Origin of the sequence: Nocardioides marinisabuli (genome assembly GCF_013466785.1) — a bacterium.
Taxonomy (GTDB): Bacteria; Actinomycetota; Actinomycetes; order Propionibacteriales; family Nocardioidaceae; genus Nocardioides; species Nocardioides marinisabuli.
Genome location: NZ_CP059163.1, coordinates 988935 through 1004621, shown reverse-complemented (window position 1 = coordinate 1004621; position 15687 = coordinate 988935). Strand labels below are relative to the sequence as shown.

At 69.5% G+C, this 15687-nt stretch carries 10 protein-coding genes; all 10 read left to right on the top strand.

The annotated features are described in order from the left end of the window. Nucleotides 1-4 precede the first annotated feature (4 nt). The 10 genes from H0S66_RS04815 (at nt 5) to H0S66_RS04770 (ending at nt 15669) form a co-directional block, all read left to right on the top strand. Nucleotides 5-958, top strand: coding sequence for an MCE family protein (locus tag H0S66_RS04815; protein ID WP_306799014.1), 954 nt, complete (start codon nt 5-7; stop codon nt 956-958). Further along, entirely contained in the window at nt 955-2103 is a 1149-nt protein-coding gene (locus H0S66_RS04810) for an MCE family protein (RefSeq protein ID WP_258017096.1), read from the top strand. The genes H0S66_RS04815 and H0S66_RS04810 overlap by 4 nt, the downstream gene beginning before the upstream one ends. Beyond that, entirely contained in the window at nt 2103-3503 is a 1401-nt protein-coding gene (locus H0S66_RS04805; RefSeq protein ID WP_179614386.1) for an MCE family protein, read from the top strand. Before H0S66_RS04810 ends, H0S66_RS04805 begins: the two co-directional genes overlap by 1 nt. Beyond that, on the top strand, nt 3500-4789 hold the full coding sequence (locus H0S66_RS04800) for an MCE family protein (protein ID WP_179614385.1): 1290 nt from the start codon (nt 3500-3502) through the stop codon (nt 4787-4789). The genes H0S66_RS04805 and H0S66_RS04800 overlap by 4 nt, the downstream gene beginning before the upstream one ends. Further along, entirely contained in the window at nt 4786-5502 is a 717-nt protein-coding gene (locus tag H0S66_RS04795; RefSeq protein ID WP_179614384.1) for a hypothetical protein, read from the top strand. The genes H0S66_RS04800 and H0S66_RS04795 overlap by 4 nt, the downstream gene beginning before the upstream one ends. Beyond that, complete coding sequence (locus H0S66_RS04790; protein WP_179614383.1) at nt 5499-6326, top strand: J domain-containing protein; 828 nt, start codon at nt 5499-5501, stop codon at nt 6324-6326. The genes H0S66_RS04795 and H0S66_RS04790 overlap by 4 nt, the downstream gene beginning before the upstream one ends. A gap of 227 nt (nt 6327-6553) precedes the next feature. Beyond that, the gene (gene rpoB, locus H0S66_RS04785) at nt 6554-10027 is read left to right on the top strand and encodes a DNA-directed RNA polymerase subunit beta (protein ID WP_179614382.1); all 3474 of its coding nucleotides are present in this window, start codon (nt 6554-6556) and stop codon (nt 10025-10027) included. A gap of 91 nt (nt 10028-10118) precedes the next feature. Next, nucleotides 10119-14003 carry a DNA-directed RNA polymerase subunit beta' gene (locus H0S66_RS04780; protein ID WP_180923790.1) on the top strand — a complete coding sequence of 1295 codons (3885 nt, stop codon included), beginning with the start codon at nt 10119-10121 and terminating at the stop codon, nt 14001-14003. A gap of 142 nt (nt 14004-14145) precedes the next feature. Continuing rightward, nucleotides 14146-14349, top strand: coding sequence for a hypothetical protein (locus H0S66_RS04775; protein ID WP_179614380.1), 204 nt, complete (start codon nt 14146-14148; stop codon nt 14347-14349). Nucleotides 14350-14400: 51 nt separating this feature from the next. Continuing rightward, the gene (locus tag H0S66_RS04770) at nt 14401-15669 is read left to right on the top strand and encodes a geranylgeranyl reductase family protein (RefSeq protein WP_179614379.1); all 1269 of its coding nucleotides are present in this window, start codon (nt 14401-14403) and stop codon (nt 15667-15669) included. Nucleotides 15670-15687: the final 18 nt, after the last annotated feature.

The window sequence follows — 15687 nt, the reverse complement described above, 5'->3', positions numbered from 1 at the left end:
CCCCGTGATCGTGGGACTGGTCAGCCTCAGCGTGCTGGCGGTGCTGCTGGTCGCGGCCTTCCGCGCCCAGGACCTGCCCCTCATCGGCGGCGGCGACACCTACTACGCCGAGTTCTCCGAGGCCGGCGGGCTCCAGCCCGACGACGAGGTGCGCATCGCCGGCGTCCGTGTGGGCCAGGTCAAGAGCATCGAGCTCTCCGACGGCGTCGTGCGGGTGGCCTTCCAGGTCAAGACCGACTCCGGGTTCGGCCCCGACAGCCGCGCCGACATCAAGGTCAAGACGCTGCTGGGCTCGATGTACCTCTCCGTCGACCCCGCCGGGTCCGGCCAGCTCGAGGAGGGCGCCACCATCCCGGTGGCCCGCACCACCTCGCCCTTCGACGTCGTCGAGGCCTTCGAGGGCCTCGCCGACACCGCGGGCGACATCGACACCGACCAGCTGGCCCGGTCGCTGACCACCCTGGCCGACCTGACCCGCAACACCCCCGAGGAGTTCCGTGCCGCCCTCGACGGCGTTTCGCGGCTCTCGACCAACATCGCCGACAAGAACGAGGAGATCGGCAGCCTGCTGACCAACCTCGAGCGGGTCTCGACGGTGCTCGACGACCGCGACGAGGACCTCGTCGACCTGATGAAGGACGCCGACGTGCTGTTCCAGGCGCTGGTGGCCCGGCGCGACCAGATCCACCGGCTGCTGGTCTCCACCACCGAGCTCTCCACCGAGCTGACCCGTCTGGTCCGCGACACCCGCAGCGACCTGACGCCCGCCCTCGAGGAGCTCGAGGAGGTGCTCGCGGTGCTGAACAAGAACGAGGACAACATCGACGACAGCATCCGGCTGATGGCGCCGTTCTACCGCGTCTTCGCCAACACCCTGGGCAACGGTCCCTGGTTCGACACCTACATCCAGAACTTCCCGCCGATCCCCGAGGTCCTGAACGGAGGTGGCATCTCGTGAGCGCCGTCCGCCGCTTCGCCGTCCCGCTGGTCGTCCTCGCCCTCCTGGTCGCCGCCGCGCTGACCTTCCTGGGCGGCGAGGACCGCAAGATGCTCACCGCCCAGTTCCCGCGCACGGTGTCGGTCTACGAGGGCTCCGACGTGCGTGTCCTCGGCGTGCCGGTGGGCCAGGTCGAGACCGTGGTGCCCTCGGGCACCGAGGTCGTGGTGACCATGTCCTACGACGCCGACGTGCAGGTGCCGGCCGACGCCAGCGCCGTCATCATCGCCCCCTCCATCGTGGGCGACCGCTACATCCAGCTGACCCCGGTCTACGAGGACGGCGACGAGATCGCCGAGGGCACGATCCTCGGCGTCGACCGCACCTCGGTGCCGCTGGAGCTCGACGACATCTACGCCAGCCTCGACCGGCTCAACGTCGCCCTGGGCCCGGAGGGCGCGAACAAGAACGGCGCGCTCAACGACCTGCTGCAGGTGACGGCCGAGAACTTCGGGGGACAGGGCGCCGCGTTCAACCAGACCATCGGTGACTTCAGCCGGCTCTCCGAGACGCTCGACGACAACAAGGACGAGCTCTTCTCCTCCCTCAGCGAGGTCCAGGCCTTCGTCAGCACCCTGGCCGAGAACGACACCACGGTGCGCCAGTTCAACCAGTCGTTGGCCGACGTCTCCGAGCTGCTCGCGGGGGAGCGCCAGGAGCTGGCCGCCTCGCTGGGCAACCTGTCCACCGCGCTGGGCGAGGTCAACGACTTCGTGAAGACCAACCGCGACGTCCTCGGACGCGACATCAAGGGGCTCAACCGGGTGGCCAAGGTGCTGGTCAAGCAGCGCAACAACCTCGACGAGGTGCTCTCCGTGGCGCCGCTGGCGCTGAACAACCTGTACCTGACCTACAACCCCCAGGCCGGCACGCTCGACACCAACGCCAACATCGGCAACCTCGAGAACCAGCTCGTGAACGACCCCTCGCTGCTGCTGTGCACCGTCGTCAACTCCGTCGACCCGACCGGGGGCCTGTGCGACCTGGTGCAGGACACCCTGCCGCGGCCCGGAGCGCTCGACGCCCTGCGCGGCGGCGGCACCACCGCCGCGGACCCCGACCCGTTCGACCCGTCCCTGGGTGGTCTCGTGGAGGTGACCCGCTGATGCGCAGGACCCGACTGGCCCTCGCCATGGTGGCGGCGTCGCTGACGCTGAGCGCCTGCGACTTCGACGTCTACCAGCTGCCCCTGCCCGGCGGCACCGACACCGGTGACGACCCGATCACCGTGACCGTGCAGTTCGCCGACGTGCTCGACCTGGTGCCCAAGTCGACCGTCAAGCTCAACGAGGTCGACGTGGGGAAGGTGACCGACATCGAGCTCGACGGCACCGTCGCCGAGGTCACCCTCGAGCTGCGCAACGACACCGACCTGCCCGACGCCCCGCTGGCCGAGATCCGCCAGACCAGCCTGCTCGGCGAGAAGTTCGTCTCGCTCTCGGCCCCGGCCGACGGCGGCAGCGGCGAGCTCGGTGACGGCGACGTCATCCCGCTCGACCGCACGGGCCGCAACCCCGAGGTCGAGGAGGTGCTCGGTGCGCTGAGCCTGGTCCTCAACGGCGGCGGCGTGGCCCAGCTCAAGACGATCACCCAGGAGCTCAACCTCGCCCTCGAGGGCCGCGAGGACTCCGCCAAGTCGGTGCTGACCCAGGTCGACACGCTGGTGGGCACCCTCGACGACAACAAGGCCGACATCGTCGACGCCATCGCGAGGCTCAACGACCTGGCGCTCGCGGTGCGCGAGCAGCAGGACGACATCAACCTGGCCCTCGACGAGCTGCCGACCGCCCTGGTCTCGCTGGACCGCCAGCGCGAGGACCTGGTCGGCATGCTCCAGGCGCTCGACCGCCTGGGTGACGTGGGCGTGCGCGTGATCAGGGCGACCAAGCAGGACACCATCGCGACGCTGACCCAGCTGCAGCCGGTGCTGACCGAGCTCGCCGACTCCGGCGACGCCTTCGTCAAGGCGTTCAACGTCTTCCTGACCTACCCCTTCGTCGACGAGGTCGTCGGCCGCGACCCGCAGGTCGCCCGCAACCTGCACATGGGCGACTACACCAACCTCGACATCCAGCTCGAGATCGACCTGTCCGGCGGCATCACCGGCGTCCCCAGCCAGCTGCCCACGCTGCTGCCCACCGACCTCGACCCGACCAAGCTGCTCGGCGACGTCGCCGCGTGCCTGCAGAGCGGGAGCCTGACCTCCAAGGCCTGCCAGAAGGTGCTCTCGACGCCCGAGAAGCTGCTGAAGCTGCAGGAGGTGTGCCTGAAGAAGAAGAACAAGGACACCGTGGTCTGCAAGCTGCTGGCCAACGTGCCCGGCCTGCCCAACCTGGGCGGCGGCGGTGGCGGTGGGGGCCTCCCCGGCCTCCCCGAGCTGCCGATCGTCGGGGGCCTCCTGCGCCCCGGCTTCGACACGGAGCGCGGCCCGACGATGGCCGAGCTCGCCGCGATCTACGACGAGGACCTCGTGACCCTGCTCGTGCCCGGGATGGTGTCCCGATGATCACTCGCCGCACCAAGGTCCAGCTGCTGGTCTTCGTGATCATCACGCTGCTCGGCGTCTCCTACGTCGGCGCGCGCTACGCCCAGCTCGACCGGCTGTTCTACGACAGCTCCTACACCGTGGTGGCTCACCTCGAGCGCTCCGGCGGCATCTTCGCCGGCGGCGAGGTCACCTACCGAGGTGTGGGCGTGGGCCGGGTCGACAAGCTCGAGCTGACCGACGAGGGCGTCGACGCCTACCTGTCGATCGAGAACGACTACGACACGATCCCCGCCGACACCCTCGCGGTGGTCGGCAACCGCTCCGCGGTGGGTGAGCAGTACGTCGAGCTGCAGCCGAAGGTCGAGACCGAGCCTTACCTCGAGCAGGGCTCCGAGATCGCGCTGGAGGACACCCGCACCCCGATCGCCGTCGAGGTGCTGCTCGAGAACCTCTCGACCACCGTCGGCTCGGTCGACCGGCAGGCGCTGCGCACCACGGTCGGCGAGCTGGGTGAGGCCTTCGCCGGCACCGGTGAGGACTTGCAGCGCATCATCGACACCGGCAACTCCTTCATCGAGACCGCCAACGACAACTTCGACGTCACCACGGCGCTGATCCGCGACTCCAACGTGGTGCTCAACGGCCAGATCGCCTCCGAGAGCGCGATCCGGACCTTCGCCGACCAGCTGGCCCTGTTCTCGGGCACCCTGGCCGAGGCCGATCCCGACCTGCGCCGCCTGATCGCCAACGGCTCGCCCGCCGCGGTGCAGCTGCGCGGCCTGATCGAGGACAACCGCGTCGAGCTGGGCAGCCTGGTCAACAACCTGGTCACCACCGGCGAGGTGGTCGTGCGCCACCTCGACGGCATCGAGCAGCTGCTGGTCATCTACCCGTACGTGGTCGAGGGCGGCTTCACGGTCGTCTCCAAGTCCCCCGACACCGGCCTCTACGACGCCCACTTCGGCCTGATCATCACCGACAACCCCATCTGCCACGACGGCTACCAGAGCACCGACACCCGGCCTCCGCAGAACGGCGAGAACCGCCCGATGAACGAGGACGCGCGCTGCGAGGAGCCCCCCACGGTCAGCAACGCCCGTGGTGCGCAGAACGTCAACCCCCGCCCGGCGGCGCAGTACGACCCGTCGTCGGTGGTGGCCTCCTTCGACCCCGACACCGGCGAGCTGACCTGGGGCGACCGGCCCCCGGCGGCGTTGTCGGCACCGGGTAGCGTGGCCCCGCCCACGCTCGGTAAGGAGTCCTGGAAGTGGCTGTTCCTCCAGCCGCTCGTCGCCGACCGGTGACGAGCGACGAGACCGACCCGCACGACCCGGCAGCAGGCACCACCTCGCGCGTCGCAGCGCCCGGCTTCCGCCTGGCGCTGGCCGCCGTGCTGGTCGTGCTCCTCGTCGCGGGTGTCGTCGTCGTGGGCTACGTGGTCGCCACCCGCAGCTCCAGCGCCGACGGCAACCTCGCCGAACGGGTCTCCAACGTGGCCCAGGGCCGCAACGAGATCCAGGAGGAGCGCGAGCAGGTCATGGAGGTGGCCAGCCAGTTCATGCTGCGGGTCAACACCTACGGCCCCGACCTCCTCGACGAGGACGGCCGGATGCCGGAGTACCGCGAGCTGGTCTCCGAGCTGATCACCGCCAAGTTCCGCACCGAGTTCGAGGAGTCGGTCGGCACCGCCGAGCAGACCGTGGCCCAGGCCGGCCTGGGTCGCACCAGCGAGGTCTACGCGGTGGGCGTCTCGACGCTCGACGCCGACTCCGCGACCGCGCTGGTCGCGGGGCAGTTCACCAACTCCTTCGCCCAGGGCGACGACGCGGAGCGGGCCGAGGGCACGCCCTCGCAGTACCGCGTGCGGGTCGAGCTGGTGCGGGTCGAGGGGGAGTGGCAGGTCGACGACTTCGCTCCGGTGACCGGCCAGGGCGTGCTGCCCGCCGAGCCCACCGAGCCCGGCGACGGCAGCGGCAGCAGCGACGGCAGCGACGGCAGCGACGGGGGAGAGCAGTGAGCGCCACCGGGGCCAGCTGGTACGACGTGCTGGGCGTCGAGCCCGACGCGAGCACCGAGGAGGTGCGCAGCGCGTGGCGCTCGGCGATCGCCGACCTCGACCCCAGCGAGCGTCGCTTCCGCCTGCTCAACCAGGCCGCGGAGGTGCTCCTGGACCCCGCGCGCCGGGCCGAGCACGACGCCGCCCTCGAGGCGGGGCGCAGCGACGAGCCCGAGCCCGAGGAACCGGTCGCGACCCCGACGACCCCTGCGACCCGGGCGACCCCGACGACCCCGGCGGCTGCCGTGCCGCCGACCGGGTCCCGGCTCCCGCTGGTGCCCGGCTGGGCGCTGGTGGTCCTGGCCGTGCTGGCGGTGCTGTCGGTGAGCGCGGCCGTGGTGGTGTGGGTGCAGCCCAACGAGCGGGTGGTCTCGGCCGCCGAGGGCGGCAACGAGATCGAGGAGTCGGCCGAGCAGGCGCGCGCCACGGCCGAGCGTGCCGTGGGCCCGGTCCTGTCCTACGACTACCGCTCCTTCGAGGAGTCCACGGCGGCGGCGCGCTCCTACATGACCGTCGACTACCAGGAGGACTACGACCAGCTCGTGGCCGCGCTCGAGCCGAACCTCGAGGAGGTCCAGCCGGTCGTGGAGGTCGAGGTGGTCGACTCCGCGGTGGTGCGCACCAGCGGTGACCGGGTCGACGTGCTGCTCTTCGTCAACCGGCCCACCCTGAACAAGGGGATGGACGAGCCCGTGGTCTACAAGGACCAGGTCACGATGCGCATGGTGCGCGAGGACGGCACCTGGCTGGTGGACGACCTGTCCACCACCCCGCTGCAGGGGTGAGCCGGCGCGGGCGCCCCGGCACGGCCGGGGTGCTTGACCCCGTCGCGCCCAAGGCTCATCATCATCGGGACATCCATCGTCTCCGGTGCGTGCATATCTTGTCGCGCCCGTGATCTTGGGGTAACGTAGCGCTTTGCGCCTGCCCTCAAATGCCCTCAAGCCTGCCCGGTGGCTGTGTGGTGGTGGACTGGCGCCATCGATGAGCAGACCCGTCGAAGGACTCACTCTTGGCCGCGCGCTCCGCATCCGCCGTTTCTCGTGCAACCCGCCGCATCTCGTTCGCGAAGATCGCCGAACCTCTCGAGGTTCCCCAGCTCCTCTCCCTCCAGACCGACAGCTTCGACTGGCTGGTCGGCAACGACAAGTGGACCGCCGAGGTCGAGCGTCGCCGTGCCAACGGCGACGACGTCTCGGAGAAGTCCGGTCTGACCGAGATCTTCGAGGAGATCTCGCCGATCGAGGACTTCAGCGAGACCATGTCGCTCTCGTTCGAGAACCCGGTCTTCTACGACCCCAAGTACACCGTGGACGAGTGCAAGGAGAAGGACTTCACCTACTCCGCCCCTCTCTACGTCTCGGCGGAGTTCACCAACAACGACACCGGTGAGATCAAGGGCCAGACGGTCTTCATGGGCGACTTCCCGCTCATGACCCCCAAGGGCACGTTCGTCATCAACGGCACCGAGCGCGTCGTGGTCTCCCAGCTGGTCCGCAGCCCGGGCGTCTACTTCGAGCGCTCCGCGGACAAGACGTCCGACAAGGACATCTACACCGCCAAGCTCATCCCCAGCCGCGGCGCGTGGCTGGAGTTCGAGATCGACAAGCGCGACCTCGTCGGTGTGCGCCTCGACCGCAAGCGCAAGCAGAACGTCACGGTGCTGCTCAAGGCCCTCGGCTGGACCAACGAGCAGATCCGCGAGGAGTTCGGCCAGTACGAGTCGATGATGCTCACGCTGGAGAAGGACCACACCGAGACGCAGAAGGACGCGCTGCTCGACATCTACCGCAAGCTGCGTCCGGGCGAGCCCCCCACGGAGGAGGCCGCCCAGACCCTGCTGAACAACTACTACTTCAACCCCAAGCGCTACGACCTGGCCAAGGTCGGTCGCTACAAGATCAACAAGAAGCTCGGCCTGACCGAGGCCTTCGACCAGCAGACGCTGACCGTCGACGACGTCGTCGCCGCGATCCGCTACATCGTGGCCCTGCACGACGGTCGCGAGGAGGTCGAGGCGCCCGCGGGTCCGCTCGACATCGCCGCCGACGACATCGACCACTTCGGCAACCGTCGCATGCGCACGGTGGGCGAGCTGATCCAGAACCAGCTGCGCACCGGGCTGGCGCGCATGGAGCGCGTGGTCCGCGAGCGGATGACCACCCAGGACGTCGAGGCGATCACGCCGCAGTCGCTGATCAACATCCGCCCGGTCGTCGCGGCGCTGAAGGAGTTCTTCGGCACCTCGCAGCTGAGCCAGTTCATGGACCAGACCAACCCGATCGCGGGCCTGACGCACAAGCGTCGTCTCTCCGCGCTGGGTCCCGGCGGTCTCTCCCGCGACCGCGCCGGCATGGAGGTCCGCGACGTCCACCCGTCGCACTACGGCCGCATGTGCCCCATCGAGACCCCTGAGGGCCCGAACATCGGCCTGATCGGCTCGCTGGCCTCCTACGGGCGGATCAACCCGTTCGGCTTCGTGGAGACCCCCTACCGCAAGGTCGTCGAGGGTCAGGTCACCGACCAGATCGACTACCTGACCGCCGACGACGAGGACCGCTACGTCATCGCGCAGGCCAACGCCCAGCTCGACGACGACCTGCGCTTCGTCAACGAGCGCGTGCTGGTGCGCCAGCGCGACGGCGAGGTCTCCGAGATCCTGGCCGGCGAGATCGACTACATGGACGTCTCGCCGCGCCAGATGGTCTCGGTCGCCACCGCGCTGATCCCGTTCCTCGAGCACGACGACGCCAACCGTGCGCTCATGGGCGCCAACATGCAGCGCCAGGCCGTCCCGCTCATCAAGAGCGACAGCCCGCTGGTCGGCACCGGCATCGAGTACCGCGCCGCGGTCGACGCCGGCGACGTGGTCGTGGCCGAGAAGGCCGGTGTCGTCAAGGACGTCTCGGCCGACCTGGTCGAGACCATGAACGACGACGGCAGCTACTCCTCCTACAAGCTGGCGAAGTTCCGCCGGTCCAACCAGGGCACCTGCATCAACCAGCGCCCCCTGGTCTCGGAGGGTGACCGCCTCGAGGTCGGCAGCCCGATCGCCGACGGCCCCTGCACCGACGAGGCCGAGATGGCGCTGGGCACCAACCTGCTCGTCGCCTTCATGCCGTGGCAGGGCCACAACTACGAGGACGCGATCATCCTCTCCCAGCGCCTGGTGCAGGAGGACGTCCTCACCTCGATCCACATCGAGGAGCACGAGGTCGACGCCCGCGACACCAAGCTGGGCCCCGAGGAGATCACCCGGGACATCCCGAACATCTCCGAGGAGGGTCTGGCCGACCTCGACGAGCGCGGGATCATCCGCATCGGTGCCGAGGTCGTGACCGGCGACATCCTCGTCGGCAAGGTCACGCCCAAGGGCGAGACCGAGCTGACCCCCGAGGAGCGCCTGCTGCGCGCGATCTTCGGCGAGAAGGCGCGCGAGGTGCGCGACACCTCGATGAAGGTCCCCCACGGCGAGTCGGGCACCGTCATCGGCGTGCGCGTCTTCGACCGCGAGGACGGCGACGAGCTGCCCCCGGGCGTCAACCAGCTGGTCCGCGTCTACGTGGCGCAGAAGCGCAAGATCTCGGTGGGCGACAAGCTCGCCGGTCGCCACGGCAACAAGGGCGTCATCGCCAAGATCCTGCCGATCGAGGACATGCCGTTCATGGAGGACGGCACCCCGGTCGACGTGGTGCTCAACCCGCTGGGTGTGCCGCGACGGATGAACATCGGCCAGATCCTCGAGCTCCACCTGGGCTGGCTGGCCAAGCAGGGCTGGGACCTGGACCTCGCCGACGACACCTCGGACGCGGACTGGAAGCAGCGTCTGATGAAGATCCACGTCGACAAGGCCGAGCCCAACACCAAGGTGGCCACCCCGGTCTTCGACGGTGCGCGCGAGGACGAGATCACCGGGCTGCTCGGCTCGACGATCCCCAACCGCGACGGCGTGCGGATGATCGACGGCACCGGCAAGGCCGACCTGTTCGACGGCCGCTCGGGCGAGCCCTTCCCGGACCCGGTCTCGGTCGGCTACATGTACATCCTCAAGCTGCACCACCTCGTGGACGACAAGATCCACGCGCGCAGCACCGGCCCCTACTCGATGATCACCCAGCAGCCGCTCGGCGGTAAGGCCCAGTTCGGTGGCCAGCGCTTCGGTGAGATGGAGGTCTGGGCGATGGAGGCGTACGGCGCCGCCTACGCCCTGCAGGAGCTGCTGACGATCAAGTCCGACGACGTGCCGGGTCGCGTCAAGGTCTACGAGGCGATCGTCAAGGGCGAGAACATCCCCGACTCGGGCATCCCCGAGTCGTTCAAGGTGCTCGTCAAGGAGATGCAGTCGCTGTGCCTGAACGTGGAGGTCCTCTCCCAGGACGGCACCAGCATCGAGCTGCGCGACGCGGAGGAGGACGTCTTCCGCGCCGCCGAGGAGCTCGGCATCGACCTGTCGCGTCGCGAGCCGAGCTCGGTCGAAGAGGTGTGAGCACGGTGGCCGGCGCGCACGTCGCGCCGGCCACCGCTCCCGCCCCCCACGTCTGACTTTTTTCAAGAACCAATGAAGGGTTGCAGCCAAGGTGCTCGACGTTAACTTCTTCGACCAGCTTCAGATCGGTCTGGCCACCGCGGACGAGATCCGCACGTGGAGCCACGGCGAGGTCAAGAAGCCGGAAACCATCAACTACCGCACGCTCAAGCCGGAGCGTGACGGCCTCTTCTGCGAGAAGATCTTCGGTCCCACCCGGGACTGGGAGTGCTACTGCGGCAAGTACAAGCGCGTGCGCTTCAAGGGCATCATCTGCGAGCGCTGCGGCGTCGAGGTGACCCGTTCCAAGGTGCGTCGCGAGCGGATGGGCCACATCGAGCTCGCCGCCCCGGTCACCCACATCTGGTACTTCAAGGGCGTCCCCAGCCGTCTGGGCTACCTGCTCGACCTCGCCCCGAAGGACCTCGAGAAGGTCATCTACTTCGCGGCCTACATGATCACCTCGGTCGACGAGGACGCCCGCCACCGCGACCTGTCCTCGCTCGAGGGCAAGGTCGGCCTCGAGCGCGAGCGCCTCGAGAAGCGTCGCGACCAGTCGCTGGAGGACCGCACCCGCAAGCTGGAGGAGGACCTCGCGGCCCTCGAGGCCGAGGGCGCCAAGGCCGACGCCCGCCGCAAGGTGCGCGACGGTGCCGAGCGCGAGATGAAGCAGCTGCGCGACCGTGCGCAGCGCGAGATCGACCGCCTCGACGAGGTGTGGAACACCTTCAAGTCCCTCAAGGTCCAGGACCTGATGGGCGACGAGATGCTCTACCGCGAGATGAAGGCCTGGTTCGGCAAGTACTTCGAGGGCCACATGGGCGCCGCGGCGATCCAGAAGCGCCTCGAGGACTTCGACATCCCCGCCGAGGTGGAGTCGCTGCGCGACACCATCGCCAACGGCAAGGGCCAGAAGAAGGTCCGCGCCCTCAAGCGCCTCAAGGTCGTCGACGCCTTCCGCAAGACCGGCAACGAGCCGCGGGGCATGGTCCTCGACGCCGTCCCGGTCATCCCGCCGGACCTGCGTCCGATGGTGCAGCTCGACGGTGGTCGCTTCGCGACCTCCGACCTCAACGACCTGTACCGCCGCGTGATCAACCGCAACAACCGGCTCAAGCGGCTGCTCGACCTCGGCGCGCCCGAGATCATCGTCAACAACGAGAAGCGGATGCTCCAGGAGGCCGTCGACTCGCTGTTCGACAACGGCCGTCGTGGTCGCCCCGTCACCGGGCCGGGCAACCGCCCGCTGAAGTCGCTCTCCGACATGCTCAAGGGCAAGCAGGGTCGCTTCCGCCAGAACCTGCTCGGCAAGCGCGTGGACTACTCGGGCCGTTCGGTCATCGTGTCGGGTCCGCAGCTGAAGCTGCACCAGTGCGGTCTGCCCAAGCAGATGGCGCTCGAGCTCTTCAAGCCGTTCGTCATGAAGCGCCTCGTCGACCTCTCGCACGCCCAGAACATCAAGTCCGCCAAGCGGATGGTGGAGCGTGCGCGTCCGGTCGTGTGGGACGTGCTCGAGGAGGTCATCACCGAGCACCCGGTGCTGCTGAACCGTGCACCCACCCTGCACCGCCTGGGCATCCAGGCCTTCGAGCCGCAGCTGATCGAGGGCAAGGCCATCCAGATCCACCCGCTCGTGTGCGGCGCGTTTAACGCCGACTTCGACGGTGACCAGATGGCGGTGCACCTGCCGCTGTCGGCCGAGGCCCAGGCCGAGGCACGGATCCTGATGCTGTCGACCAACAACATCCTCAAGCCCTCGGACGGCCGTCCGGTGACCATGCCCTCGCAGGACATGATCATCGGCCTGTTCTGGCTGACCACCGACCGTGAGGGCGAGTCCGGCGAGGGCCGTGCGTTCTCCAGCGTCTCCGAGGCGATCATGGCCTTCGACCGCCAGGAGATCACCCTGCAGTCGAAGGTGAAGATCCGCCTCGACGACGTGGTGCCGATGGTGGACCCCGACCTGCCCGTGCAGCCCGTCCCGGCCGCCACGCCGACCACGGTCGAGACCACCCTGGGTCGCGCGCTCTTCAACGAGACGCTCCCGGCCGACTACCCGTTCGTGAACTACGAGGTCGGCAAGAAGCAGCTCGGCGCGATCGTCAACGACCTGGCCGAGCGCTACACCAAGGTCGAGGTCGCCGCCTCGCTCGACGCGCTCAAGGACGCCGGCTTCCGCTGGGCGACCTTCTCGGGCGTCACCGTCTCGATCGACGACGTCACGACCCCGGCCGACAAGCTGGAGATCCTGGCGCCGTACGAGAAGCAGGCCGCGAAGGTCCAGAAGGACTTCGAGCGGGGCCTGATGACCGACGACGAGCGCCGTCAGGAGCTCGTCGAGATCTGGACCGACGCCAGCCGCAAGGTCGGCGACGCGATGGAGGAGGCGTTCGACCACGCCAACCCCATCCACATGATGGTCGCCTCGGGTGCGTCCGGAAACATGAACCAGATCCGTCAGGTCGGCGCCATGCGAGGCCTGGTGGCCAACCCGAAGGGCGAGATCATCCCGCGCCCGATCAAGGCGAACTTCCGTGAGGGCCTCTCGGTCCTGGAGTACTTCATCTCCACCCACGGTGCTCGCAAGGGTCTGGCCGACACCGCGCTGCGTACCGCCGACTCGGGCTACCTGACCCGTCGTCTGGTGGACGTCTCGCAGGACGTCATCATCCGTGAGGACGACTGCGGCACCGAGCGCGGCCTGCCCAAGCGGATCGGTGAGCGTCGTGAGGACGGCACCGTGGTCAAGGCGGAGAACGCCGAGACCGCGGCGTACGCCCGTGCGGCCGCCACCGAGGTCACCCACCCGGAGAGCGGCGAGACCCTCGCCGTGGCCGGCGAGGACCTCGGCGACGTCAAGATCGACGAGCTCGTGGCCGCCGGCATCGAGGAGGTCAAGGTCCGCTCCGTGCTGACCTGCGACGCCAAGACCGGCACCTGCGCCAAGTGCTACGGCCGCTCGCTGGCCACCGGCAAGCTCGTCGACATCGGCGAGGCCGTCGGCATCATCGCGGCCCAGTCGATCGGTGAGCCCGGCACGCAGCTGACCATGCGTACCTTCCACACCGGTGGTGTGGCCTCGGCCGACGACATCACGCAGGGTCTGCCCCGCGTGGTCGAGCTCTTCGAGGCCCGCTCGCCCAAGGGCCGCACGCCGATCGTCGAGGCGGCCGGTCGGATCGAGATCGAGGACACCGACAAGGCCCGCAAGGTCCTGGTCACCCCCGACGACGGTTCCGAGGTCCAGGAGTACCCGGTCTCGAAGCGCTCGCGCCTCAACGTCGAGGACGGCCAGCACGTCGAGGTCGGCCACCACCTGACCTCGGGCACGCCCGACCCGCAGGACGTCCTGCGGATCCTCGGTGTGCGCCGTGCCCAGGAGCACCTCGTCGACGAGGTCCAGCAGGTCTACCGCTCGCAGGGCGTGTCGATCCACGACAAGCACATCGAGATCATCGTGCGCCAGATGCTGCGTCGCATCACCGTGATCGAGTCGGGCGACACCAACCTGCTGCCCTCCGACCTCGTGGACCGCGTGATCTTCGAGTCCGAGAACCGTCGCGTGGTCTCCGAGGGCGGCAAGCCGGCCTCGGGCCGCCCGGTGCTCATGGGCATCACCAAGGCCTCGCTGGCGACCGAGTCGTGGCTCTCGGCGGCCTCCTTCCAGGAGACCACCCGAGTGCTCACCGACGCGGCGATCCACGGGCGCAGCGACTCGCTGCGCGGCCTGAAGGAGAACGTGATCATCGGAAAGCTGATCCCGGCGGGCACCGGCCTCGAGCGGTACCGCAGCATCCGGGTGGAGCCGACCGAGGAGGCCCGCGCCGCGGCGTACTCCGTGACCGGTTACGACTCCTACGACTACGAGTTCGGCGGCAACGCCGGCGGCCAGGCCGTCGCCCTAGACGACTTCGACTTCGGGTCGTACCAGAGCTGATCTCCACCTGAGCACAGCTCGACGCCCAGCCCGCCCGGTCCCACCGGGCGGGCTGTGGTGATTTCGGGGACGCCCGGTCGGGGCGTTGCGCGGGCCGGCGCGGCGTGGTGCGCTGGGTGCTCACCTATCGGGAGGCGACGACGTGGACGAGCAGCCGGGCCAGGACGAGGTCGAGCAGGTCGAGCGTGAGCGGGCGGAGCGGCTGGCGGCCGAGAACCGGCCCGAGGGGGCCGAGGTCGACAACACCGAGCGCGACTTCGACCCCGAGAAGGGAATGTTCACCGACCGCGACGAGTACGACACGACCGGGCAGGTCTACCCGCCGGTGGAGGAGCAGGACACCTAGCCCGGGACGGGTGGACTTGGGGCGCGCCCGACCACCTGGGAGAATCACGGCGTGAGCCTCCCGACCCAGACCGACGTCCTCGTCGTCGGTGCCGGACCGGCCGGGTCGGCGGCCGCCGCCTGGGCCGCACGCGCCGGCCTCGACGTCCTGCTGACCGACGCTGCGGTCTTCCCGCGCGACAAGACCTGCGGCGACGGGCTGACCCCGCGCGCGGTGCACGAGCTGTCGCTGCTCGGGCTGGAGGACTGGCTGCGCGCCCACACCGTCAACCAGGGGCTGCGCGCCCACGGGTTCGGCCAGACCCTGCTGCTGCCCTGGCCCGGCGGGAACCTGCCCTCGTGGGGCAGCGCCGTGCCGCGCACCGAGCTCGACGACCACCTGCGCACCGCGGCCATCAAGGCCGGGGCCCAGGCGCTCGACGGGGTCCGGGCCGTCGACGTCGTGCGCGAGGGCGACCGGGTGCGCGCGGTCGTGGTGGAGCGTCGCGGCCCCGGCGGACGCGACGACGTGGAGCGGTTCGAGATCGGCTGCCGGCGCCTGGTGGTCGCCGACGGCGTGCGCTCGCCGCTGGGCAAGGTGCTGGGCCGCGAGTGGCACCGCGACACCGTCTACGGCGTCGCGGGTCGCTCCTACGTCGCCTCCACCGAGTCCGACGACCCGTGGATCAGCTCGCACCTGGAGCTGCGCGGCGAGGACGGCGCGATCCTGTCGGGCTACGGCTGGATCTTCCCGCTCGGCAACGGCGAGGTGAACCTCGGCGTCGGCACGCTGGCCACCGCGAAGCGCCCGGCGAACATCGCCGTCAAGCCGCTCATGCAGTTCTACGCCGACGAGCGTCGTGAGGGCTTCGGCCTCAGCGGCGAGCTGCGGGCGCCGACGTCGGCGCTGCTGCCCATGGGCGGTGCCGTCTCCGGCGTCGCCGGGCCCAACTGGGCGCTGGTCGGTGACGCCGCCGGCTGCGTGAACCCGCTCAACGGCGAGGGCATCGACTACGGGCTCGAGACCGGTCGACTGGTCGCCGAGCTGATGGCCGACCTCAACCCCGACCGCGACCGGCTCGCCACCGACTGGCCGGCCCTGCTCTCGGCGCACTACGGGGAGTCGTTCTCCGTCGCCCGGCGGCTCGCGGGCCTGGTCACGGTGCCGCGGCTGCTGCCGACGCTGGGGCCGGCCGGGATGCGCTCGGACCGGCTGATGACGCTGGCGCTGCGGTGGATGGGCAACCTGGTCACCGACGAGGACCGCGACAGCGCCGCGCGGGTGTGGCGCTGGGCCGGGCGCCGTTCGCTGGCCCTCGACGCCCGACCCCCCTTCTCCTGAGCGGCGAAGCGGCGTACG

What these genes read in the sequence shown, in the direction of transcription:
- H0S66_RS04805 (WP_179614386.1), top strand. Translation starts at nt 2,103, where the DNA reads ATGCGCAGGACCCGACTGGCCCTCGCCATGGTGGCGGCGTCGCTGACG.
- H0S66_RS04800 (WP_179614385.1), top strand. Translation starts at nt 3,500, where the DNA reads ATGATCACTCGCCGCACCAAGGTCCAGCTGCTGGTCTTCGTGATCATC.